Below are 21,371 nucleotides of genomic sequence, written 5' to 3'. Positions count from 1 at the left end.
GGAGAAAGTTTTGATTTTCAAGCTTTTGGAGGGATAGTCTCACCGTAAAGTCGTAATTATGTAATGCCGTAATGCCGTAATTATGGTCGGTGGCGGAAAGCGTTGAGAGACAAGGGTTTAAATTTAACAATAACAGACTCAACTTTGCATGATCTCGGATTTCGGAAAATTAACTTCATTTGAAAGGGGTACCCTCTTGACAAAATTATTGATATGTCTTATTTTAGTTAATGTGGTCGTTTGGGGTTCCTAATGTACCGTGTGGAGTTGAAAGTATTCCGTTGGTTTAGGTTCTTAGCTATTTTGAGATGTTCCTAATGTACCGTGTGGAGTTGAAAGTGGTTGTTTGAGGGTGTGGGATGGCTTGGGTTGAGTATGTTCCTAATGTACCGTGTGGAGTTGAAAGTTGTATAACCTAATTCAAACGGAGCAAAGTATGGAACTGTTCCTAATGTACCGTGTGGAGTTGAAAGCCGCATATTTCCATATAGCTGGGAATGTCCATCCAATAATAGGGTTCCTAATGTACCGTGTGGAGTTGAAAGTAAACTAAGTTAAAAACCTGACTCTCATCACATTGCTGGGGTTCCTAATGTACCGTGTGGAGTTGAAAGTCAGAAACTCCTCAAGTCTGAAGGCGCCCTTCTCGTCGTAGGTTCCTAATGTACCGTGTGGAGTTGAAAGTTGTGATTTACTGCAATATAAAGCTTACAGAATACCGGTTCCTAATGTACCGTGTGGAGTTGAAAGATCCCTGTCTCGTCTATTGCAACTTTGCGGGCGTATGGTTCCTAATGTACCGTGTGGAGTTGAAAGTTGTGATTTACTGCAATATAAAGCTTACAGAATACCGGTTCCTAATGTACCGTGTGGAGTTGAAAGTCAAGGTCTGGCATTTGCACTCTTACTCTTGCGGTCTTTTCGTTCCTAATGTACCGTGTGGAGTTGAAAGTGCGTCTTTGTCTTGAACCTTGCCCACCTCTTCTATGTTCCTAATGTACCGTGTGGAGTTGAAAGGAACCAGTATCAATGCTAACGCCCTGAAGAACTCTAAGTTCCTAATGTACCGTGTGGAGTTGAAAGAATCACGCCCGTACAAGCCTCTACTTACGACTACTTTTTGTTCCTAATGTACCGTGTGGAGTTGAAAGCAAGCTTTGTTATCATCGTAGCACACAAAAAGAAGCTTTGTTCCTAATGTACCGTGTGGAGTTGAAAGCAAGCTTTGTTATCATCGTAGCACACAAAAAGAAGCTTTGTTCCTAATGTACCGTGTGGAGTTGAAAGTAGGATGGTGGATAAGACTTCTGCCTTGTCCGTTAGGTTCCTAATGTACCGTGTGGAGTTGAAAGCTCAGAAACGCCACAAAAGCCTCACCTAAACGAAGGTTAGTTCCTAATGTACCGTGTGGAGTTGAAAGCAGGTCGCTGGTGGCCGTGCGGGTGCATTATCGGGCGTTCCTAATGTACCGTGTGGAGTTGAAAGAAAAGTTGGAATTGAGTAATGATATAATTCTTTTGCATGAGGCATCTATTCGGGAGTTTAGTGTTGGTGTTGGCTGTGGGAGTAGCTTTTGGTTCCGATTGTGTGCCAAGGCTCAGTGTAGAAGAAGCGAGCAGGCAGGCAAGTCAGTATGTAGGGAGGGTTCTGTCTGTTAATCTTTCTAAGAACAAGAAGGGAGAGTGTTATTACAGGGTTAGGGGAACGGAGGGCACTGCGGTTATAGATGCCAACGATGGAAAGCTTTTGAGGTTTTACAGAAAGAGAGATTAAGGCATCCAAGGGTAATTTACACGTAGTCCGATTTCACAAAAGAAACTATATTTAATCTTTATGATTTTGGAAAAATACACTGGACCCATAGACCTTAAGTATATGACCTACGAGGAGCTTGAAAAGCTCGCCGAGGAAGTAAGGGACTACATCCTTGATGTTACCGCAAAAAACGGAGGGCATGTGGCACCGGGGCTCGGTGTGGTGGAGCTAACAATAGCCCTGCTGAGAGTTTTTGACCCTCCAAAGGATATTATAGTTTGGGATATAGGGCATCAGGCTTACCCTTGGAAGATCCTAACGGACCGCAAAGATAAATTCCCTACTCTCAGACAGTATGGAGGCATCTCTGGCTTTTTGAGAAGGGAAGAGAGCCCATACGATGCCTTTGGTGCGGGGCATAGTTCCACATCCATCTCTGCGGGTTTGGGTTTTAGGGTTGCCAAGGACCTTTTAAAGAGGGATGGCTATGTGGTTATGGTCATAGGCGACGGTGCAATGACTGCGGGTATGGCTTTTGAAGCCCTCAACAATGCGGGGCATCTCAGACCAAATAAGTTTATAGTCATCCTCAACGACAACGAAATGTCCATATCTCCCAACGTGGGGGCAATATCCACTTACCTTAGCAAGATCATAAGCGGGCGTTTTGTTCAAGAGACACGCCAAAAGATAAAGCGTTTGGTTCAACATCTGGGAGGTCCCGCGGAGAGGTTTATGAAGCTAACGGAGGAGTTTTTAAAAGGTCTGATCTCACCGGGTGTAATATTTGAGGAGCTGGGCTTTAACTACATAGGACCCATAAACGGACATGATCTGCCCGCACTGGAAAGCACTTTAAAGAATGTGAAGGAAATTGAGGGACCTGTTCTTTTGCATGTATACACCAAGAAGGGCAAAGGCTACAAGCCTGCAGAGAAGGACCCGGTTACATGGCACGGAGTGGCACCCTACAAGAGAGAATCGGGCGAGTTTATAAAGAAGCCTTCTCCTCCCACCTGGACTTCCGTTTTCGGAAAGGCAATCGTGAAGATGGCGGAGATGGACGAAAAGGTGGTGGTGATAACTCCAGCCATGAAGGAGGGCTCTGGGCTTGTGGAGTTTGCGGAGAAGTTTCCCAACAGGTTCTTTGATGTGGGCATCGCGGAACAGCACGCGTGCACCTTTGCGGGTGGCTTAGCAGCGGAGGGTCTAAAGCCCGTAGCATGCTACTATTCCACCTTTTTGCAAAGGGCGTATGACCAGGTTATACACGACATAGCTTTGCAGAAATTGCACGTGGTCTTTGCCATAGATAGGGCTGGTTTGGTGGGCGAGGATGGTCCAACCCATCACGGCGTCTTTGACCTTTCTTACCTGAGATGCATACCAAACATGATTGTCTGCGCTCCAAAGGATGAACAGGAGCTCATAGACCTTTTGTACACCGGTTTAAATCAGAACCTTCCCTTTGCCCTCAGGTATCCAAGGGGACCAGCCTACGGCGTGCCCACCGGTGATCCAAAGCTAATACCCGTAGGAAGCTGGGAGGAACTTTTGGAAGGGGAGGACGGTGTTATACTGGCGGTGGGCTATCCGGTCTATCAAGCCCTAAAGGCGGCGGAGGAGCTCAAAAAGGAAGGCATAAGGCTTGGAGTTGTCAATGCCCGCTTTGTAAAGCCTATGGACGAGCAAATGCTGCTGGACCTCTGCAGTAGGTATGACCTTTTTATAACAGTGGAAGACAACACGGTGGTGGGTGGCTTTGGCTCCGGAGTGCTTGAGTTTCTCTCTAATAGAGGTATTCTCAAGAGGGTGATCACTTTGGGTATTCCAGATAGATTCATAGAGCATGGCAATCAAAACCTTTTGAGAAACTTGGTGGGCATAGACGCAGAGGGCATAGCAAGAAGCGTAAGGAAAGCCCTAAGAAGAGTGCTTTAAACTTATACTTATGCTCTTTGGTTCCCTCTCCCTCTACTTTGTTGCCACTCTTTTGGGTGTGTGTGCCCTTTTTAAAAGACCTCTCTGTGGTCTTTTGTCTGTGTTGCTGATGCTACCTGCCTTTGGCTTGTATTTCTTTAGCCTTTTCTACAGCTACCTTAGAGAAAAAACCTTTCCCTTGGGGGACCCTTACGGTTTTATATCCTTCCTTGGAAATCTTTTTGTTCCTACCTTTCTTTTTTTGACGTATAAGTACAGAAACCTCCTGGGCTTTGCCCACTTGGTGGCTTTTGTGGGATTTTTGGCTACACTCTTTGCCTTGCCCTCTTCACCCTCTCCTTACAAAAGTACCCTTTATGGTCTTCATCTTCTTTTTGCATCCCTTAGCTATCTTTTTGCCCTAATGGGGGGACTTTCCGCCTTCCTCAGGCTTATCTTGGAGAGGCGCCTAAAAAAACATGTCTTTTTTCAGGCTTATGTACCTTTGGATAGTTTAAGAAGGGCAGAAAGGCTCTCTATAAACTTAGCCTTTTTGGGATTTACCTTTACCCTTATTTTTGGAAGCTTATGGGCACGCACCCAATTCGGAAAGCATTGGATAGATGACCCAAAGCTCATAACCACCCTATTGCTCTGGTTGTATTATGCGTTGCTTTCTCATCTAAACCTTTTGAAAAAACTCAAACCCAGAAGGTTCTCCGAGGGAGTTATCCTTGGCGCGATTTTTTCTTTGATCAATCTATTCTTTGTAAGGCACAACTTTTAACGATGATATAATAGGATAGCATGAAAAACATAGTGATCACTCCAATAACCTTTGAGCCTGTTTATGCTCAGCAGGTGGAGATTGTAGAAAGAAAGGGGACTGGACACCCAGATACTATATGTGATTACTTGGCGGAGGAGCTCTCCGTTGCCCTATGCAAGTGGTATCAGGAAAACTTCGGGGCAATTATGCACCACAACGTGGATAAAGCCCTCTTGGTGGGTGGTAGGGCAGAGCCCGTCTTTGGTGGAGGAGAAGTAATAGAACCCATAGAAATTTACTTGGTTGGAAGGGCTATTTTGGAAAAGGATGGTAAGGAACTTGAAAACGTGCAGGAATTTGTTCAAAATGTAGTTGAAAAGTGGATTTCTGAAAATTTAAGGAACTTGGATCCTAAAAAACATATAAAGGTGTACGCAAAGTTAAAACCTGGTAGCAAGGACTTGGTGGAACTTTTTGAAAGATTTCAAAAGAAGGGAGAGGTTCCTTTGGCAAACGACACCTCCTTTGGGGTAGGCTTTGCACCCTTCGATGACTTGGAGAGGGCGGTTTATCAAACAGAGCGGTTTTTAAACTCTTCAGAAATCAAGGAGGAGCACCCAGAAATAGGGGAGGATATAAAGGTTATGGGGGTGAGGTTCGGAGAGAAAATAAGGCTAACCGTTGCCCTTGCCTTTGTGAGCAAATACATAAAGAACGAAGACGAATACTTTGCTAAAAAGGAGGAAATTTTAAGGAAAACCAAAAACTACATACAGGAGCTTTTGGGAAGGGAAGTGGAACTCTTCATAAACACCGCAGACACAAAGGGTAGCGTTTATATAACCGTCACGGGCACCTCGGCAGAGCAGGGGGACGATGGACAGGTAGGAAGAGGCAACCGGGTTAATGGTCTTATTACTCCCTACAGACCCATGAGCTTGGAAGCGGCGGCAGGCAAAAACCCAATATCCCACATAGGTAAGATCTACAATACGGTAGCCAAGAAGATCAGCGAAAGAGTGGTGGAAGAGATCGAAGAGGTTGAGGAAGCGTACTGCTACATCGTTTCCCAGATAGGTAAGCCTATCAACGAACCACAGGTCTTGGATGTGAAGATAAGGACTAAAAAGAACCTAAGCGCCATCCAAGAGCTCGCACGTAAAATAGCGGAGGAAGAGTTGGAACGTATGCCAGATGTCTGGAAGGGCTTTTTGGAGCGTAGATACTCTGTAGCCTAAAGCTTTAGCTTCTTCTGACATTCCTCGCAGAAAAACCTGCCCTTTTGGTCTACCTCAAGGACGGAGTTTGAAAAGTTCATAACACATCGGGGGCTATTGCAGTGCAAAAGTCCAAAGGTGTGCCCAAGCTCGTGGTTGAGTTCTTTAAAAGTCCTTTCAAAAAGCAATCTTTCATCGGGAGTTTTTAGCCTGTAGATGCTAACAAGGGCGCACCTGCCATTTAGTTCTCCCACTCCAAATACAAAGTTCAAGCCTTCCTCGTAAAGGTCTACATCAGTTATACCCACCACCTTTAGCATGTTGGGTAAATGCACTGCCTTTATGCGTTCTAAAAGTTTGCTGGCGGAGAACTGTCCTCTGTGTGGATTGTAGGCGCTCTTGTAATAGACGGGGACATCCGAAATCCGAACTTCAAAGCCAAAAACCTCCTTTACATTTTTCGCACAGGCAAGCAAAAGTCTCTTTTCCACAGAACCCACCGCAATAAGATAGATAAACATTGGGTTTCTAGTTTAAAATAAATAGCCCTGTGGAAGTCAAGGTAGGCATAGTTGGATGCGGGGTAGTTGGGACTGGCACCGTTGCCCTGCTTTTGGAAAACGCAAAGGTCATTGAGGAAAAAACGGGCATCAAGCTTTCCATAAGCAAGGTTGCGGACAAAGACTGGAGCAGACCTCGGGAGTACGAGGTGCCCTCCACCCTAAGGACCACCGATTACAGAGAAGTTATAGAAAGCTCGGACATAGTGGTGGAGCTGGTTGGGGGTAAAGACTTTGCCAAAAGGCTCCTCTTGGAAGCCCTTGAGAGGGGAAAGCACGTAGTCACTGCCAACAAACACCTGCTGGCGGAGGATGGAGAAGAGATATTCAAAAAAGCCAAGGAAAAAGGGCTTATGGTGGGCTTTGAGGCGTCGGTGGGCGGTGGAATACCCATAATAAAAGCACTGAGAGAAGGGCTTGTGGGAAACAGGGTGCAGAATATCTACGGCATCCTTAACGGCACCACCAATTACATACTTACCCAAATGTTAGAGCAGGATGTTAGCTTTGACACTGCCCTTAAGAGGGCTCAGGAGCTCGGATACGCGGAGGCGGACCCTTCTTTGGACATAGACGGATGGGATTCTGCCCATAAGATAACCCTTTTAGCCTTCGTTGGCTTTGGAAAACTCTTTCCCTTTGAAGAGGTCTATGTAGAAGGCATAAGGAACATAGACCTCTTGGATGTGGAGCTGGGAAAAGACTTGGGCTACACTTTGAAGCTCTTAGCCATAGCCAAAAGGATGGATTCGGAGGTTGAACTGAGGGTGCATCCCACCTTTATTCCCTCCGATAACCCACTGGCTAAGGTCTCCGATGTATACAATGCAGTTTTGGTGGAAGGGGATTTTGTGGGAAAAACCATGTTTTACGGGAGGGGTGCGGGCTCAAAACCTACCGCCTCTGCGGTGGTGTCGGACATAGTGGATATTGCCAAAAGTATAGGCTCCTGCAAAAGTCAAAGTTGGCTTTGGGAAAGCAAAGAAGGGTTTAGAATAAACAAAAACTTTTACAGCAGGTATTATCTGAGGTTTGATGTGCCCGATAGGCCGGGAGTGTTGGCAAAGATTGCAAATGTCCTGGCAGAATATCAAATTAGCATAGCCTCCGTTTTGCAAAAGGAAAAGGTCTGCAAAATGGCGGGCAGAGAGGGGCAACCTATAGTGCCACTGGTGATCCTTACCCACAAAGCCTATGAGATGGACATGCAAAGGGCTATAAGGGAAATCCAACAGCTACCCGTGGTGGAAGGAAAGCCTGTTATCATAAGAGTTGAGGAGGAAGCCTATTGAAGCTTTTGGCACCCTCAATACTGTCTGCGGACTTTTACAGGCTTGGCGAGCAGATAGAGGCAGTTATCAAAGGTGGTGCGGACCTTCTGCACTTTGATGTAATGGACGGGCACTTTGTGCCTAACATAACCTTCGGACCTGTAGTTCTTGAGAGCATAAAAAAACACTGCAATATTCCCTTGGATGCCCATCTGATGATAGAGAACGTGGATAAGTACATTCCCGAGTTTATAAAGGCTGGGGCGGACATGGTCAGCATACACATAGAGAATAACTATCATATCCATCGTTCCATAGAGCTTATAAAGAGTCTTGGCGCAAAGGCGGGAGTAGTGATAAACCCCGGAACTCCTCTTTCCCTTTTAGAGGAGGTGCTCCACTACGTGGATTTTGTGCTTTTGATGTCGGTAAATCCGGGCTTTGGGGGGCAAAAGTTCATTCCAAGGTCTTTGGAGAGGTTAAGAAGACTAAAGGAGATGGTGAACGCCATCAATCCCAAAGTGCTCATTGAAGTGGACGGAGGCATAAAAGAAGAGAACATTTTAGAGGTGGCAAGGGCTGGTGCGGACATTTTGGTGGTGGGCTCGGGCATCTTTGCCCATCAGGATGTTCAAGCCCAAACGAGAAAATTGAAAAATCTTCTTATCTCTTCAGAGGCACTGTAAACCTTTGCAGATCAAAGATGTTAAAGGTCAAATACAACTCCTTTATGTGTTTACCTCTTGTGCCACTGTAGTTGTCCCTTGCCAGCAGTCCCAGGCTCCAACAGGCACCTCTATAATCAAGGCTTGCCTGTCGCACAAGGTCTTTGCCTATTCTGTTATCCCTCGTTAAAAGAAGACCAAAGACCGCTGTACCGTAGGAGGTACTAAAGCTCAAACTTGTTTGGTCGGTGGTTCTTTGATTTAGCAGGTTTCTTGCAGTCTGATAGCTTAAGGTCAAGCTATTATTTTTGTAGCTCAGGTTAAGGCTGTTGCTTGTTCTCAGGGGGAAACCTCCTTCTGTGTCGTATAGGCTATCTGTGGTTAAGCTCACGCCTTCAAAAGGCTTCAACGAGACGATGGTTCTTATGGGTAGAAGTCTTCTGTCTGCGGTTATGCCTCCGTAGGTATATTTTCCAAGGTAATTGTAGGCGGAGCTAACGTATAGGTTTAAAAACTCCTTGTCTTTGTAGCCCATACTGCCTGTCCATAGGGCATCAATCTGGCTTGTTCTGTTAAGTTGGTCTCTGTTGTCAAACCTTGGATTGTTAAAGTCCTTTTCTCTGAAGCTGTAACCTACCTTTAAAAAGTTCTTGAACTTAAAGTTTCCCGCTTGCAGGTCAAAGATAAAGGGCACGCTCTCTGAAAAATAGAGGCTGGATACGGTTTGTTTGTAGCCCTGTTGGTTCAAGCCAAAGTAGTAAAGGTTTTCAAAGACAAGGTTAGAGTAAAAAACTCTGCCAAAAAGATTTTTGGGGATCGAAAGCTCCGGAAAGAGTGTGAGCCTTTGACCTCTTAACCCTTCCTCTCTGTAAAAGTTGGTGTAAGAGGAAAAAAGGCTAAAAAATATGGGTCCCCAAAGCTGTTGAGACTTCCAATAGAGGGCAATTTCTGGTAGTTTTTGTAGCGTTCTTTCGTTGTTGAGTGAGGTGGTGTCATAAAAGTGTTTGGCTTCAAAGGTTATCAGGAATCTTTCAAAATCCTTTTTGTAGATCACATAGGAGGTAAGGTATGGAACTGTTCTCTCCCTTGCCCTGAGGTAAGTGTCTTCCAAAAGGTAAGGGTCGGAGATGGTGTCCAAGCCCGCCTTGAAATTCCCGAGGTCTAAACTCAGTTGAACTCTGTATCTGTTTTCTCTAAAGGTGGTAGGGTCCCTACCTTCCCACCACTTGCCAGGGGGTATGGGTTCTTTGTAGTAAGAAACTTTAAACTGCAGGTCGTCCTCTTTGAAAAATGCCTGCCTGTATTCTATGGAAAAGCCTTTAGCTTGCTTGTCCCTTAGGTCTATGGTTAAGGTGGCGTCTTTATCCTTGGAAATAGCCCAGTATATAGGCTGTTGGTAGATGAAAGTGTTGTAGGTGTTTGACCCTACCGTTGGAGGCAAAAGTCCAGACCTTCTCTCACCCACAGGATAGGCAAAGATGGGAAGGTAGGCAAAGGGGACCCTAAAGAGCCTTAGGGAGTTGTTTTCGGAGATTACATATTTTTGGTCTATGCGTGCCTTGGAAAAACAAAGAACCATTTCCTTTCTATCTGGAGGACATGTAGTTATCTCTCCGTTTTCAACCGTGTATGTATCTCCTTCCATTTCTGCTTTTTCGGCCTTAAAGTAGAACCTTTGGAACCTACCCTCTGCGTTCAAAAAGTAGCCCACCTTTTTGTTAAGGTCTATGTATGCGTAAGAGCCTTTTTTTACTTCAAGCTTTCCATCGGTAGACCTAACATACACATTTCCCTCTGCAATAACCTCTTTGGTCTGGGGATTGTATCTTACCTCGTCTGCCCTTATGTAGTAGTTCTCATAATAGACCTCCACCTCCTCCCTTGCAACGAGCGTGCCATCGGGCTCACGCTCCATGTACTTAGAAAAAACTTCTACACCAAAGGTCAAACCAAAGCACAGCAGAAACAGAACAAAAAGCACTCTAAAATTATACATATCAGGCTTTTGAAGCTTTTTACGAAAAAGCACGGAGGTATAGAAATTTATAGGAGGTCTCCTCCTTCCCTTTTTATTAAGCCCTTCAAAAACTCCTTTGCCCTTTTAAGAAGGGGGTTAAACTTAGAAATCAACCCTAAAGAATAAATAAACCAGAGGAGGTTTTCCATGAAGGTGGTCAAGCGGGCGGGTGTATTGGAAGATCTTGATATTGGGAAGATAAGAATTGTGATAGACTTTGCCTGCAAAGGTCTAAGGGTGGACCCTCTTGAGCTTGAGATGGACGCACAGATACAGTTTAGAGACGGCATCACCACCAAGGAAATTCAGCAACTGCTTATCAGAACAGCTGCGGAGAAGGTTTCCGCAGAAAACCCTGATTGGACTTACGTTGCCGCAAGGCTTTTGCTTTACGACCTTTACAAGGATGTGGGACATCTCAGAGGCTATAAGGTCAAGGACAAAATCAACGGCAAATACAAACCCTACAACCCTGAAAGCTTTTATGAACTCATAAAAGAGTGCACTGAAAGAGGTATATACGGAGAGTATTTGCTTGAAAACTACACAAAGGAGGAGATTGACCAGCTTGCCCACTACATAAAACCAGACAGAGACCTTCTCTTTACCTACACGGGCATAAAGGTGCTCTATGACAGGTACTTGGTCAGGGACGAAGAGGGAAGGGTGATTGAACTTCCGCAGGAGATGTATATGCTCATTGCCATGACCTTGGCGATCCCAGAAAAGAAAGAAGAGAGGCTAATGTGGGCAAAGACCTTCTATGACCTTATGTCCGAGCACCTCATATCTTTGGCTACGCCCACATTGATGAACGCAAGACGGCCTTACACTCAGCTATCTTCCTGCTTTGTTTTGACGGTAGATGACGACCTTTATGACATCTTTGACAACGTGAAAAAGGCTGGGATGATCTCCAAGTTTGCGGGTGGGCTTGGCATATACCTTGGAAAGATAAGGGCGACGGGTGCTCCCATAAGAAAGTTCAAGGGTGCAAGCAGTGGAGTTCTGCCTGTAGTGAAGATTATCAACGACGTGATGGTGTATGTGGATCAGCTTGGGATGAGGAAGGGAAGTGCGTCAATTACGTTGGATATATGGCACAAGGATGTTTTGGACTTTTTGGAAGTCAAAACCAACGTGGGCGATGAGAGAAAGAAAGCCCACGATATACATCCTGCCATTTCCATACCAGACCTTTTCATGAAAAGGCTAAAAGAAAACGGCAAATGGACGCTTTTTGACCCTTACTGGTGCAAGAACGTCCGAGACGGCAAAAACTTGGAAGACTTTTACGGAGAGGAGTTTGAGGAACTTTACCTAAAGCTGGAAAAGGAACTTCCAGACTACGCAAAGAAGGAGATTTCTGCCTTTGAGCTGTGGAAGAGACTGCTTACTGTGATTTTTGAAACGGGAGAGCCCTACATCTTCTTCAGGGACACCGCCAACAGGTTAAACCCTAACAAACACTGCGGTATGGTCTATTCCTCAAATCTTTGCCACGAGATAGTGCAAAATCAAAGTGCATCCACCCATATCTCAGAAACACTATCAGAGGACGGCACTATAACCCATGTGAAAAAGTCTGGAGATGTAGTGGTGTGCAATCTGGGTTCTATAAACCTTGGTAAAGTTTGGACAAAAGAGGACTTGGAAAGGGTTGTTCCCATCCTCGTGCGGATGCTGGACAATGTGATAGAGATGAACTTTTATGCCATAAAGGAGGCGGAGTACACCAACAAACGCTACAGGGCAATAGGCATCGGTGTTAGCAACTACCATTACTGCCTTGTGAAAAACGGAATTCCTTGGGAGTCAGAAGAGCACCTTAGGTTTGCCAGCAGCCTCTTTGAAAGGATAGCATACTACGCCATAAAGGGTTCCATGGAGCTTGCCAAAGAAAGGGGCAAATATCCGCTTTTTGACAGCTCAGACTGGAGCAAGGGCATATTCTTTGGAAGGACGCCAGAAGAAAACCAAAGGCTTTCTCAGGAAAACGGAAACAACTTTGATTGGATAGGGCTGGCAGAGGAGGTTAAAAGGAATGGAATGAGGAATGCATACCTCTTAGCCCTTATGCCCACTGGTTCTACTTCTTTGATAGTATCCGCTACTCCTTCCATAGACCCGATCTTTGCTAAGTTCTACAAAGAGGAAAACATGTCGGGCATTTTGCCTCAAGTTCCGCCCGAGGTGGACAAATACTTTTGGTACTACAAATCCGCCTACAACATAGACCAGGAGTGGATCATCCGTGCGGCGGCAGAGCGTCAGAAGTGGATAGACCAAGCCCAAAGCTTGAACTTGTTTATTGACCCTGAAAGGATAGACGGTCCTACCCTCTCTAAGCTTTACACCTTGGCTTGGGAACTTGGGCTAAAGACTGTGTATTATTGTAGGAGTAAGTCTATGACGGACATAGAGGAATGCGAAAGCTGTGCAACATAAGGTTGTTGATCTTTGACCTTGATGGTACGCTCATTGACTCTGCGGAGGACATAGCCCTCCATGTGGGTCGTGTTTATAGAGAGCTCAAGAGCAAGGATGTGCCCGCCGATGAGGTTAAAAAGAACATAGGAGACGGTGCTCGAAGCCTTTTGGCAAACTTCTTTCAGGGACAAGAGTTAGAAGAGGCCCTGGAGAGGTTTTTACACTACTACATCTCAGAGCCCGTAATACACACCAAGCCCTACGAAGGAGTGATGGAGACCTTGGAGGGCTTGAAGGAAAGGGGAATACTTTTAGCTGTTGCTACCAACAAGCCCCACGCCATAACTTTGGAGGTGCTAAAAAGGCTGAAGATGTTCCACTACTTTGACGAGGTGCTGGGTGCGGACCTATTACCGGAGAAAAAGCCTTCCCCTTTGCCTCTGTTGGAAATAGCCAAACGTTTGGAGGTTTCTCCTGAACTTGGCCTGATGGTGGGAGACTCAGAAAACGATATTCTGGCAGGAAGGAGGGCTGGTATGCTAACTGCCCATGCCCGTTGGGGATACAAAGCTCCTCAGAGCCCACCGGACTATCATTTGGACCATCCCAAAGACCTTTTACACCTAATTGACTGACTGGTCGGTATGTTATAATTTTGCCCAACATGTGGATACTTCTTTTAAGCTTGGTTTTTTTGTTTGCCTGCGGGAAAAAGGAACAAAAACCCCAAGAGCAAAGAACACAAAAACCTGTGGTCATAACCACCTACACAGTCTCAAGCCAGGAGGTGGAGGAGTATTACACCACAAAGGGCTACTTTGAGTCTCCTCAGGATGTAATTCTTAAGCCAGAGGTAAGCGGGAGGGTTGCCCAGCTTTATGTGGAAGAGGGTGCCTTTGTAAGGAAAGGACAGCCCCTTTTGAAGATAGACCCATCCGAGTACGAAAACACCCTCAGACAGCTTCAGGCACAGCTCTCTCAGGCAAAGGTCAATTACGAAAACCAGAGGGCTATAGTTGAGAGAAGAAGGATGCTCTTTGAGAAGGAGTTGATTGCAAAGGAGGAGTATGACAACGCCTTGGCACAGCTCAAGGCACAAGAGGAGCTTTTAAAATCCATAAGTTCCCAGATAGCCAACGCCCAGCTTATGGTTTCGAAGACTGTCCTTAGGGCACCCTTTTCTGGCTACATTGCCCAACGTTTTGTAAGTGTGGGAGACTATCTAACTCCCCAGTCTCAAACCTTCAGGCTTGTATCCTTGAACCCTCTGAGAGTGGTCTTTCAGATTCCCCAGGAGCTGATAGCCTTTGGCAAGGTGGGTAAAATGGTGGATTTGGAGGTGGAGGGTGTGGGAACATTAAAAGGAAAGGTAGTCTTTGTGTCTCCCACCGCAGACCAAAGCAGGCTTTTGACCCTAAAGGCACTGGTGGATAACAGAGAGAATCTGATAAAGCCGGGCATGTATGCTTTAGTTAAACTGCCCACCCAAAAGGTTTCTACCTTTGTAGTTCCCGAGAGGGCTGTTGTTCTGAGGGGAACCAAAAAGATCGTGTGGAAGGTGGAGGGACAAAAGGTTATGCCAGTGGAGGTACAGGTCCTAAAGCAGGGAGATGGAAAGGCATACATCAAGGCAGACCTTAAGGATGGTGATCAAATAGCCTTAGATAACGCCTTCTTGCTCAGGGAAGGCGTTGCGGTGGAGATAAAGCGGTGAGGGTAATAGTACTTTTGCTTTTGGTTTTGGGTTTTGCTGGGGCTATTACCTTAGAGCAAGCCCTTGAGATTGCCAAAGAGAGGGCAAACCAGATAAGGCTCTCAGAACTGGACATAAAAAAGGCAGAGGAAGAGATCAAGAGGGCAAGGGCTGGCATTCTACCACAGGTAAGCATCTCATACAACTACACCTACCTTGGGCAGGACTTAGCCTTGGGAACTATACCCAATAACAGGCACAGCGCAGTCCTCCAACTAAACCAGACCATCTTTAACAAACAGGTCTTTGAACTTATAAAGCTGGCAAACATCCAAAGGGAACTTCAGAACCTTATCAAAGAGGACATGCAAAGAACATTGGAAAGTCAAGTTAAGGACCTATTCTATGGACTCTTATACAGAAAGGCAATTATAAAGCTTCAAGAGGAGAACCTTGATTACTGGGAGGAGAACTACAAAAGGGTATCTGCCAAGTTTTCTGCGGGGGTTGTGCCCAAGGTGGAGCTCTTGAGGGCACAGTCCCAGCTTGAGCAGGCAAGGTCCCAGCTTGAGCAGGCAAGGGCGGATTACCTGAGGGCTTTGGAGAACTTCAAAGCCCTTTTAAAGCTTGAGGGAGACGTGGAACCGGAAGGTGCATTGGAGATGAAGGAGTTTAGTCTCAAGGAGGAAGAGCTTTTACAAGCTTTGAAAGAGAAAAACTCCACCCTCAGAGTTGCTAAAAAGTTGGTAGAGTCGGCACGGGGTACGGTGGAATTAAAAAGGGCACAAAACTTTCCCATAGTAAATGGCTTTGCTAATTATCAGCTGTTCACGGGCAAAAGGTCGCCCGTTGGAGATACCGATTGGCTAAAGGGCTACTCCTTTGGAGTGAGCATCAATTACCTGATCTTTGATGGCTTTTCAAGGAAAGCGGAAATATCGGAGGCGGAGTTGGACCTTCTCAAACAGAGAGAAAACCTATTGCAGTTAGAGTACGACCTTAAGGCAAGGTTAAGGAGCACACTACTTTCCATAAATTCCCTCAAGGCTCAAATAAGGGCAGTGCAGAGTTCTTTAGAGTTCGCCAAGGAGAGCTTGAGGTTATCCACCGAGAGATACAGACTGGGAGTAGGCAGTCAGTTGGAGGTCTTGGAGGCAAGGGCAAACTACAACAACCTCTTGGCAAATTATTATCTTCTTCTTTATCAATATAACTCCTCCTTGGCAAGCTTGGAAAGGCTTATACAATGAGTTCTGCAAGGGAAAGGCTACTTGAATCTGCAAAGATACTCTTTTCTCAAAAGGGTTATTACGCCACCAGTGTGGAGGACATTGTGGAAAGCGCAGGGTTCTCCAAGGGCACCTTTTACTTTTACTTCAAAAGCAAAGAGGAGTTATTTAAAAGCTTGGTAGAGGAGATGCATTTAAACATTGTGAAAAGGTTGGAGGGTTTTTTGGAGAGGGATTTGCCCTTGGAGGATGCACTGATTGAATACGCCAAGGTTTTTTTGGAGGATATATACCAAAACAGGCATATAGCCCAAATTTTTCTCTTCCAACTGGTGGGAACCAATGAAGAATTTAGGGAGCTTTATTACACCAAAATAGCCCACTTGAGGGAACTGTTAACCAAAATGGTGGATAGGGCTATTCAAAGGGGAGAGATAACCTACAAAAACGCAGAAAATATAGTTAATTTGTATGCGGGATTTTTGAGAATGTTGATACTTGAGTATGTTTTTAGGGAAAAGGAGCCAGATTTGGAGAGGGTAAAAAGCTTAGCGCAAGAGGGTGTGAAGGTACTCTTTAGAGGGCTAAAAAATGCTTAGAATCTTTGTTTTTTTGGTTTTTCTAATCCATCAAGCTTGGGCAATAGGGTTGTCTGAAGTTATTCAAAGGGCTTTGGAGAAAAACCCTGAACTTTCAGCCCTAAGGCAAGAGCTACGGTCTGCCGATCTATCACTTTCTGCAGAAAAGCAGCTCTTTTTGCCCGAGTTCTTTTTTACATACACCTACACCTACAACTTTGAAAAGCAGACCTTCAACATACCCATCTTCAGCGGGTTGCGAGTGGAAAGTGCCAAAAGATCTTATCAGACCTTTCAGGCGGGGCTCAGATATACGGTCTTTGATGGGTTTGCCAGAAACTTCTCCGTTGCCTTGGCAAGTTCAAACCTAAAAAGCAAGGAATTTTTACTGAAAGAGAAGGTGGAAAGCTTAAAGCTTGATGTTATCTCCGCATACCTGGATGTGCTCTCCGCAAAGGGTGTGGTTTCCGCCATAGAGAAACAGAGGTCTGCGGTTTTGCTTCAGGTTCAGACTGCGGAAGCTTTCTATCAGAAGGGTCTTGTTGCCATAACGGATGTTCTGCAGGCAAAGGTGCGTCTGGCGGAGGTGGAAAGAGACCTAAGAAAGGCACAGGGGGATTACAGGGTTGCCCTGGCAAACCTCTCCAGACTTTCTGGCATACCCGAGGAAAAACTTTTAAACTTGGAAGAGCCAAAGGCAGAGGTGGATGTGAAACCTTTGGAGTTCTATTTGCAAAGGGCAAAGGAGAGAAACATTCTCAAGGCCCAAAGGCAAGCCATAGAAGCCTTTAGGGCACAAAGGGGCATTGCCAAAAGCCAGTTTTTCCCAAAGCTCTTTGTGGAGGGAGTTTATACCTACTCAGACCAAAATCCCAACATTAAACCAAAGGGTGTGTTTGGTATTGTGGGTGGCGTTGTCCTGAGCTTTCAGGGTATAAGACCATACTATCAGGAGCTCTCCTTTGGTGCTTTGGAGCTGAAGGCACAAAAAGAGTATGAAGACCTCTTGGATAAGGTCCAGCTTGAGGTAAAGAGGACTTACGAGGAGCTGTTGGTTGCCCAAGACAACCTAAAGGTTGCCCAATCTGCCCTGGCTTTTGCGGAGAAGTTCTTTGAGCTTTCCAAAGAGCAGTATGCCAACCAGATAATAAGCCAGAGGGAGCTTTTGGAAGCGGAAGCCAGCTTAACCAAGGCGAGGGTAGATAGTGTAATTGCCTACTATCAGTTTCTTAAGCAGTACTATAGGCTTTTAGTGGTCTCCGGGCTTGGGGTAGAGCCATGAGAAAGACTTTGGGCGTAGTCCTTTTGGTGCTTATAAGTCTTCTTTTTGTTGTCTATGCGGTGCGGTGGGTCAAGCACAGAATGGAATATGCAGTTAGCGATGCGGTCTTTGTAAAGGCAGACCAGATGGCAACCCTTTCCTTTCAGGTCTCTGGCAAGGTTGTAAAGATATACAAGGATCTGGGAGACTTTGTGAAGGCGGGTGAAGTGCTGGCGGAAATTGAACCGGAGGATTACAAGCTTCAGGTGGAAGCCTTGGAGGAAAAGATAAGGTCCCTCAGGGCAAAAAGGTCTGCCTTGCAACTTGAGATAAGCAGGGTCTCAAAGGAGCTGAGCTTGGGTGTGGAAAGCTCCTACTTAGCCTTTGAAGAGCTTGCAAAAAGGGAAGAGACCCTTCTGAGTCAAAAAAGGGAGGTTGAAGCCCAGTTGGAGCTTTTGAAAAGGGACAGGGAGAGGTTCAAGGAGCTTTTGGATAAAGGGCTCATTCCTCAAAGAAAGTACGAAGAGATAGACACCAACTACAGAGTGATGCTTGAGAGGAAAAAAGCCTTAGAAAAGTCCATAGAGGAGGTTCAAACTGCCAAAAGGAGGGCTATGGTGGGCGTGAGCACTGCAAGGGCATCCCTAGGAAGGGTTCAGGAGCTTCAAAAACAGTTGGAGGTTTTGGATGGGGAGCTTTCCGCCTTAGAAAGGCAGAGAGAGTTAGCCAAGAGAAACCTTGAATACACAAAGCTTATGGCACCCTTTGATGGGGTAGTAGCCAAGAGGTTCATAAGCGTGGGGGATTTGGTAAGACCCGGTCAGCCCGCCTTTAGCGTTATGAACTTGGACAGCCTTTATGTGGAGGTGCTTTTAGAAGAAACAAAACTAAAGGGTGTGCAAAAGGGGAGCAAGGCTTACGTTAGGCTTGATGCCTACCCGGGCTTGGTCCTTGAGGGAGAGGTGGAGGAAATAAGCCCAGCCTCCGCTGCCACCTTTGCCTTGGCTCCAAGGGATGTTTCTGCGGGGGAATTTACCAAGGTAGTTCAGAGGATTCCCGTTAAGATCAAGCTAAAAAACGAGGACAAAAAACTCCTCCGGGTGGGCATGGGCGGAAGGGTGGAGATAAAAAGGCAATGATGGAAGAAAAGCCACTTCATGAGAGCCTAAGCACCGCCCAGCGGGTATTTTTAACCTTTTCTTTGATGGTGGGGGTCTTTATGGCTATTTTAGACACCACCATCGTGGACATTATAGTGCCGAAGATGATGGCACCATTATCCACAGACCTCTATGGGGTGCAGTGGGTGATCACCGCATACATGACCGCCGCAGCCACTGCCATAATGCTGGTAGAGTGGTTGGAAACCAAGGTGGGGTTAAAGAAGGTATTTATCGCCGGGCTCTTTCTGTTTACCACCTCCTCCTTTTTTGCGGGCAACGCCCAGAATTTGGAGTGGATGATCACCGCAAGGGTGTTTCAAGGCTTTGGAGAGTCCCTAATAATTGTCAGTGCGGAAGCTATGCTCTTTTCTGCTTACGCACCAGAAAAGAGGGGGCTGGCGATGGGGATTTATGGCTTGGGTGTTAGCTTTGCACCCGCCCTTGGTCCTACCCTTGGGGGATGGATCGCCGAACACATAGACTGGCGGTGGGTCTTTTACATAAACATTCCCATAGGCATTCTCAACTTTTTGGGTGCGGTGTTTTTCCTGCCCGATTACAAGCCCAAGCATACCTTTAGGTTGAACTTTGTTTCTTTTTTCTTCCTATCGGTGGCTACCGTTTCACTGCTTATAGTTCTCTCAAAGGGTCAGCAGTTGGGTTGGTTCTCCTCCGAGCTCATTGGCCACCTTACCTTTCTTTCTATAGGCTCCTTTCTTCTCTTCGCCCTTTCCGAGCTTTTATCAAAAAACAAACTGATAGATTACTCCATCTTTCGTATAAAAGAGTTTGTAGTAGCCTTTTGGGTCTATTGCTTTGTGCTTGGCTTTTCCATGTATCAGGTCTTTTACCTTCTACCCTTGTACTTTGAAAAGCTTAAGGGTCTTACCACCTTTCAGGCGGGACTGCACATACTTCCCTTAGCCCTAAGTGTAGGTTTGTTTTCTCCCGTAGCAGGGCTCATAAGCGATAAAAAGTCCAGCCTTCTACCCTTGGTTATTGCCTCTGCTTTATACCTATACTCGGTTTTCTTTATACTTTCGGACTTTAACTACTACACACCTGCCCTTAAGGCTGCTTTTCTTTTAGTGCCTTTGGGTATAGGCATGGGCTTCTTCTTTGCACCCATTACCAACCTAGCACTCAAGAATTTGGGCGCTAAAACCACTCTGGGTGTTAGCCTTATGCACTATATAAGGTTTGTGGGTGGTTCCTTTGGCACTGCCTTGGCTACCAACGACCTTCAAAAGTTTATGGCGGAAAGCTACGATAGAATGGTGGAGATTCAAAACTACCAAAGGGCTTGGTCCTTTTTGGAAACCTTAACCGAGTGGGGAGGCTTAACAGAGGAAAAGGCAAAGTATTACCTTCAGTCCATTCAAAGCCTCTATGCCCTCTCAGACAGCTTTGAAAGGACTTTTTTTAATGCGGGATACTGGGCTCTCTTGGGAGTTATTCCCATACTCTACCTTCTTTATCAATCCAGAAAGAGCCTAAAGCCCTCCATGAATGAAAGGGCTTGATGGTATTCCCTTTGGGTTATTCTCCTGCTAAGTTCTGGATACTTCCAAGCCATGTAAGAGGGATAATACTGATCCATCACGTTCACAGCCATGTTTTTAGACAGAGAAGCTAAAAACTCCGCTACCTTTTCGGTTCCTGCGAGACCATTGGGAAGCACCAGGTGCCTTACGAGAAGCCCTCTGACAGCTATTCCTCTCTCGTCAAGGATCAGGTCTCCCACCTGCCTGTGCATCTCTCTTATGGCAGCCATGGCAACCTCTGGGTAGTTTTTAACCTTTGAATACCTTCTGGCAATCTCTCTGTCCGCATACTTCAAATCCGCCAGGTATATATCCACTATGCCCTCTAATAGTCTCAAAGATTCCAAGCTGTCAAAGGAAGAGGTGTTATAGACTATGGGTAATCTAAAACCCTTCTTGACCGCAAGGTAGAGGGCAGAAAGTATCTGAGGCACCACATGGGAAGGAGTCACCAAGTTCAAATTGTGGCATCCCATCGCCTGAAGCTCCAAAAATATTTCTGCAAGCTCCTCAGGGCTTACCTCCCTTCCTTCTCCCAACTGGCTGATCTGATAGTTCTGACAGTAAACACATCTCATGTTGCAGTAGGAGAAAAACACTGTTCCGGAACCTCTGTAGCCCCTTATGGGTTTCTCTTCTCCCCTGTGAGGAAAGTAGCTATCCACTATGGCGTTCTTTCCAGTTTTGCAAAAGCCAAGCTCCCCCTTAAGTCTATTTACTCCACACCTATGGGGACATACCTCACAGCTTTCCAAAAGGGACAGAGCCCTTTCTATTCTTTCCTTCCATTGCCCTTCTGTTAAATTGAGGTAAGAAGGATAAACCATAGGTTAAAAGTTATTCCAAGAGCGGGCGACGGGAATCGAACCCGCGACCTTCTGCTTGGGAAGCAGACGCTCTACCACTGAGCCACGCCCGCTCACCCTATTAGAGCTTGATACCACTTGCATTTTTTTGCAAGATATTGTATATTATAATCCATCAAAACCTTAAAAGGAGGGACAGACATGACCAAGGCAGAGCTCGTTACTGCAATAGCCAAAGGGGCGGGCTTAACCAAAAAGCAAGCAGATGCAGCCCTCAAAGCTGCAGTGGCAGCCGTTTCAAATGCCCTCAAAAAGGGAGAAAGGGTAGCCATTCCAGGTTTTGGAATCTTCACCGTGCGTAAAAGGGCTGCCAGAAAGGGTAGGAACCCAAGGACCGGCGCCGTGATCAACATTCCTGCAAGGAAAGTGGTTGTCTTTAGGCCTGCAAAGGACCTGAGGGAAGGGGTAAAGTAAAATTTCTTTTGGGGAGGTT

Annotated in this window: 18 protein-coding genes, 1 tRNA gene and 1 CRISPR repeat array; of the genes, 15 read left to right on the top strand and 4 right to left on the bottom strand. The window is 45.9% G+C overall.

The features are described from left to right. Positions 1-245: 245 nt before the first annotated feature. A CRISPR array of direct repeats spans positions 246-1,485; the repeat unit is 29 nt; unit sequence GTTCCTAATGTACCGTGTGGAGTTGAAAG. A gap of 36 nt (positions 1,486-1,521) precedes the next feature. The 4 genes from THERU_RS00535 to THERU_RS00520 are packed head-to-tail and all read left to right on the top strand — an operon-like array spanning position 1,522 to position 5,682. After that, complete coding sequence (locus THERU_RS00535; protein ID WP_025305331.1) at positions 1,522-1,773, top strand: hypothetical protein; 252 nt, start codon at positions 1,522-1,524, stop codon at positions 1,771-1,773. 60 nt (positions 1,774-1,833) lie between these two features. After that, complete coding sequence (gene dxs, locus THERU_RS00530) at positions 1,834-3,696, top strand: 1-deoxy-D-xylulose-5-phosphate synthase (protein WP_025305330.1); 1,863 nt, start codon at positions 1,834-1,836, stop codon at positions 3,694-3,696. Between the two features lie 10 nt (positions 3,697-3,706). After that, positions 3,707-4,462 carry a cytochrome c biogenesis protein CcsA gene (gene ccsA, locus THERU_RS00525; protein WP_025305329.1) on the top strand — a complete coding sequence of 252 codons (756 nt, stop codon included), beginning with the start codon at positions 3,707-3,709 and terminating at the stop codon, positions 4,460-4,462. Between the two features lie 20 nt (positions 4,463-4,482). Beyond that, positions 4,483-5,682: a methionine adenosyltransferase gene (locus THERU_RS00520; protein ID WP_025305328.1), complete on the top strand. Its 1,200-nt coding sequence runs from the start codon at positions 4,483-4,485 to the stop codon at positions 5,680-5,682. Here THERU_RS00520 and THERU_RS00515 read toward each other — a convergent pair. Further along, the gene (locus tag THERU_RS00515; RefSeq protein ID WP_025305327.1) at positions 5,679-6,182 is read right to left on the bottom strand and encodes an archaemetzincin family Zn-dependent metalloprotease; all 504 of its coding nucleotides are present in this window, start codon (positions 6,180-6,182) and stop codon (positions 5,679-5,681) included. The two genes, THERU_RS00520 and THERU_RS00515, sit on opposite strands and share 4 nt — an antisense overlap. 29 nt (positions 6,183-6,211) lie before the next feature. Here THERU_RS00515 and THERU_RS00510 point away from each other — a divergent pair, with 29 nt between their 5' ends. Together THERU_RS00510 and rpe are read left to right on the top strand one after the other, a co-directional pair. Beyond that, the gene (locus THERU_RS00510; protein ID WP_025305326.1) at positions 6,212-7,513 is read left to right on the top strand and encodes a homoserine dehydrogenase; all 1,302 of its coding nucleotides are present in this window, start codon (positions 6,212-6,214) and stop codon (positions 7,511-7,513) included. Continuing rightward, complete coding sequence (rpe, locus tag THERU_RS00505) at positions 7,510-8,178, top strand: ribulose-phosphate 3-epimerase (protein ID WP_025305325.1); 669 nt, start codon at positions 7,510-7,512, stop codon at positions 8,176-8,178. The genes THERU_RS00510 and rpe overlap by 4 nt, the downstream gene beginning before the upstream one ends. Here the strand turns inward: rpe and THERU_RS00500 are convergent. Next, positions 8,156-10,153 (bottom strand): LPS-assembly protein LptD, encoded by a 1,998-nt coding sequence (locus THERU_RS00500; protein WP_051402167.1) that lies wholly within the window; start codon positions 10,151-10,153, stop codon positions 8,156-8,158. The two genes, rpe and THERU_RS00500, sit on opposite strands and share 23 nt — an antisense overlap. 168 nt (positions 10,154-10,321) lie before the next feature. Here THERU_RS00500 and THERU_RS00495 point away from each other — a divergent pair, with 168 nt between their 5' ends. Genes THERU_RS00495 through THERU_RS00460 form a run of 8 tightly spaced genes read left to right on the top strand, consistent with a single transcriptional unit; the run spans position 10,322 to position 20,051 of the window. Further along, positions 10,322-12,622: a ribonucleoside-diphosphate reductase subunit alpha gene (locus tag THERU_RS00495; RefSeq protein WP_025305323.1), complete on the top strand. Its 2,301-nt coding sequence runs from the start codon at positions 10,322-10,324 to the stop codon at positions 12,620-12,622. Beyond that, positions 12,601-13,239 carry an HAD family hydrolase gene (locus THERU_RS00490; protein ID WP_038531922.1) on the top strand — a complete coding sequence of 213 codons (639 nt, stop codon included), beginning with the start codon at positions 12,601-12,603 and terminating at the stop codon, positions 13,237-13,239. Before THERU_RS00495 ends, THERU_RS00490 begins: the two co-directional genes overlap by 22 nt. Before the next feature lie 29 nt (positions 13,240-13,268). Next, a complete protein-coding gene (locus THERU_RS00485; protein WP_025305321.1) occupies positions 13,269-14,318 on the top strand; it encodes an efflux RND transporter periplasmic adaptor subunit in 1,050 nt (349 codons plus the stop codon). After that, positions 14,315-15,547 (top strand): TolC family protein, encoded by a 1,233-nt coding sequence (locus tag THERU_RS00480; RefSeq protein ID WP_025305320.1) that lies wholly within the window; start codon positions 14,315-14,317, stop codon positions 15,545-15,547. The genes THERU_RS00485 and THERU_RS00480 overlap by 4 nt, the downstream gene beginning before the upstream one ends. Continuing rightward, the gene (locus tag THERU_RS00475; protein ID WP_025305319.1) at positions 15,544-16,125 is read left to right on the top strand and encodes a TetR/AcrR family transcriptional regulator; all 582 of its coding nucleotides are present in this window, start codon (positions 15,544-15,546) and stop codon (positions 16,123-16,125) included. The genes THERU_RS00480 and THERU_RS00475 overlap by 4 nt, the downstream gene beginning before the upstream one ends. Further along, a complete protein-coding gene (locus tag THERU_RS00470) occupies positions 16,118-17,386 on the top strand; it encodes a TolC family protein (RefSeq protein ID WP_025305318.1) in 1,269 nt (422 codons plus the stop codon). The genes THERU_RS00475 and THERU_RS00470 overlap by 8 nt, the downstream gene beginning before the upstream one ends. Further along, positions 17,383-18,504: an HlyD family efflux transporter periplasmic adaptor subunit gene (locus THERU_RS00465; RefSeq protein WP_025305317.1), complete on the top strand. Its 1,122-nt coding sequence runs from the start codon at positions 17,383-17,385 to the stop codon at positions 18,502-18,504. Before THERU_RS00470 ends, THERU_RS00465 begins: the two co-directional genes overlap by 4 nt. After that, positions 18,504-20,051: a DHA2 family efflux MFS transporter permease subunit gene (locus THERU_RS00460; RefSeq protein WP_025305316.1), complete on the top strand. Its 1,548-nt coding sequence runs from the start codon at positions 18,504-18,506 to the stop codon at positions 20,049-20,051. The genes THERU_RS00465 and THERU_RS00460 overlap by 1 nt, the downstream gene beginning before the upstream one ends. Here THERU_RS00460 and THERU_RS00455 read toward each other — a convergent pair. Both THERU_RS00455 and THERU_RS00450 read right to left on the bottom strand, forming a co-directional pair. Next, positions 20,006-20,899 (bottom strand): radical SAM protein, encoded by an 894-nt coding sequence (locus tag THERU_RS00455; RefSeq protein ID WP_025305315.1) that lies wholly within the window; start codon positions 20,897-20,899, stop codon positions 20,006-20,008. The genes THERU_RS00460 and THERU_RS00455 overlap by 46 nt on opposite strands. 20 nt (positions 20,900-20,919) lie before the next feature. Next, a tRNA-Gly gene (locus THERU_RS00450) sits at positions 20,920-20,991 on the bottom strand. Between the two features lie 88 nt (positions 20,992-21,079). On the opposite strand from THERU_RS00450, the gene THERU_RS00445 reads away from it, so the two are divergent. Then, positions 21,080-21,352, top strand: coding sequence for an HU family DNA-binding protein (locus tag THERU_RS00445; RefSeq protein ID WP_025305314.1), 273 nt, complete (start codon positions 21,080-21,082; stop codon positions 21,350-21,352). The last annotated feature ends 19 nt before the right edge of the window (positions 21,353-21,371 follow it).

This window comes from Thermocrinis ruber, assembly GCF_000512735.1.
In the GTDB taxonomy this organism is placed as follows: Bacteria; Aquificota; Aquificia; order Aquificales; family Aquificaceae; genus Thermocrinis; species Thermocrinis ruber.
This window is presented reverse-complemented; position numbering and strand designations above follow the sequence as displayed.

What these genes read in the sequence shown, in the direction of transcription:
- THERU_RS00535 (WP_025305331.1), top strand. Translation starts at nt 1,522, where the DNA reads ATGAGGCATCTATTCGGGAGTTTAGTGTTGGTGTTGGCTGTGGGAGTA.
- dxs (WP_025305330.1), top strand. Translation starts at nt 1,834, where the DNA reads ATGATTTTGGAAAAATACACTGGACCCATAGACCTTAAGTATATGACC.
- ccsA (WP_025305329.1), top strand. Translation starts at nt 3,707, where the DNA reads ATGCTCTTTGGTTCCCTCTCCCTCTACTTTGTTGCCACTCTTTTGGGT.
- THERU_RS00520 (WP_025305328.1), top strand. Translation starts at nt 4,483, where the DNA reads ATGAAAAACATAGTGATCACTCCAATAACCTTTGAGCCTGTTTATGCT.
- THERU_RS00515 (WP_025305327.1), bottom strand. Translation starts at nt 6,182, where the DNA reads ATGTTTATCTATCTTATTGCGGTGGGTTCTGTGGAAAAGAGACTTTTG.
- THERU_RS00500 (WP_051402167.1), bottom strand. Translation starts at nt 10,153, where the DNA reads ATGTATAATTTTAGAGTGCTTTTTGTTCTGTTTCTGCTGTGCTTTGGT.
- THERU_RS00495 (WP_025305323.1), top strand. Translation starts at nt 10,322, where the DNA reads ATGAAGGTGGTCAAGCGGGCGGGTGTATTGGAAGATCTTGATATTGGG.
- THERU_RS00490 (WP_038531922.1), top strand. Translation starts at nt 12,601, where the DNA reads ATGCGAAAGCTGTGCAACATAAGGTTGTTGATCTTTGACCTTGATGGT.
- THERU_RS00485 (WP_025305321.1), top strand. Translation starts at nt 13,269, where the DNA reads ATGTGGATACTTCTTTTAAGCTTGGTTTTTTTGTTTGCCTGCGGGAAA.
- THERU_RS00475 (WP_025305319.1), top strand. Translation starts at nt 15,544, where the DNA reads ATGAGTTCTGCAAGGGAAAGGCTACTTGAATCTGCAAAGATACTCTTT.
- THERU_RS00470 (WP_025305318.1), top strand. Translation starts at nt 16,118, where the DNA reads ATGCTTAGAATCTTTGTTTTTTTGGTTTTTCTAATCCATCAAGCTTGG.
- THERU_RS00465 (WP_025305317.1), top strand. Translation starts at nt 17,383, where the DNA reads ATGAGAAAGACTTTGGGCGTAGTCCTTTTGGTGCTTATAAGTCTTCTT.
- THERU_RS00460 (WP_025305316.1), top strand. Translation starts at nt 18,504, where the DNA reads ATGGAAGAAAAGCCACTTCATGAGAGCCTAAGCACCGCCCAGCGGGTA.
- THERU_RS00455 (WP_025305315.1), bottom strand. Translation starts at nt 20,899, where the DNA reads ATGGTTTATCCTTCTTACCTCAATTTAACAGAAGGGCAATGGAAGGAA.
- THERU_RS00445 (WP_025305314.1), top strand. Translation starts at nt 21,080, where the DNA reads ATGACCAAGGCAGAGCTCGTTACTGCAATAGCCAAAGGGGCGGGCTTA.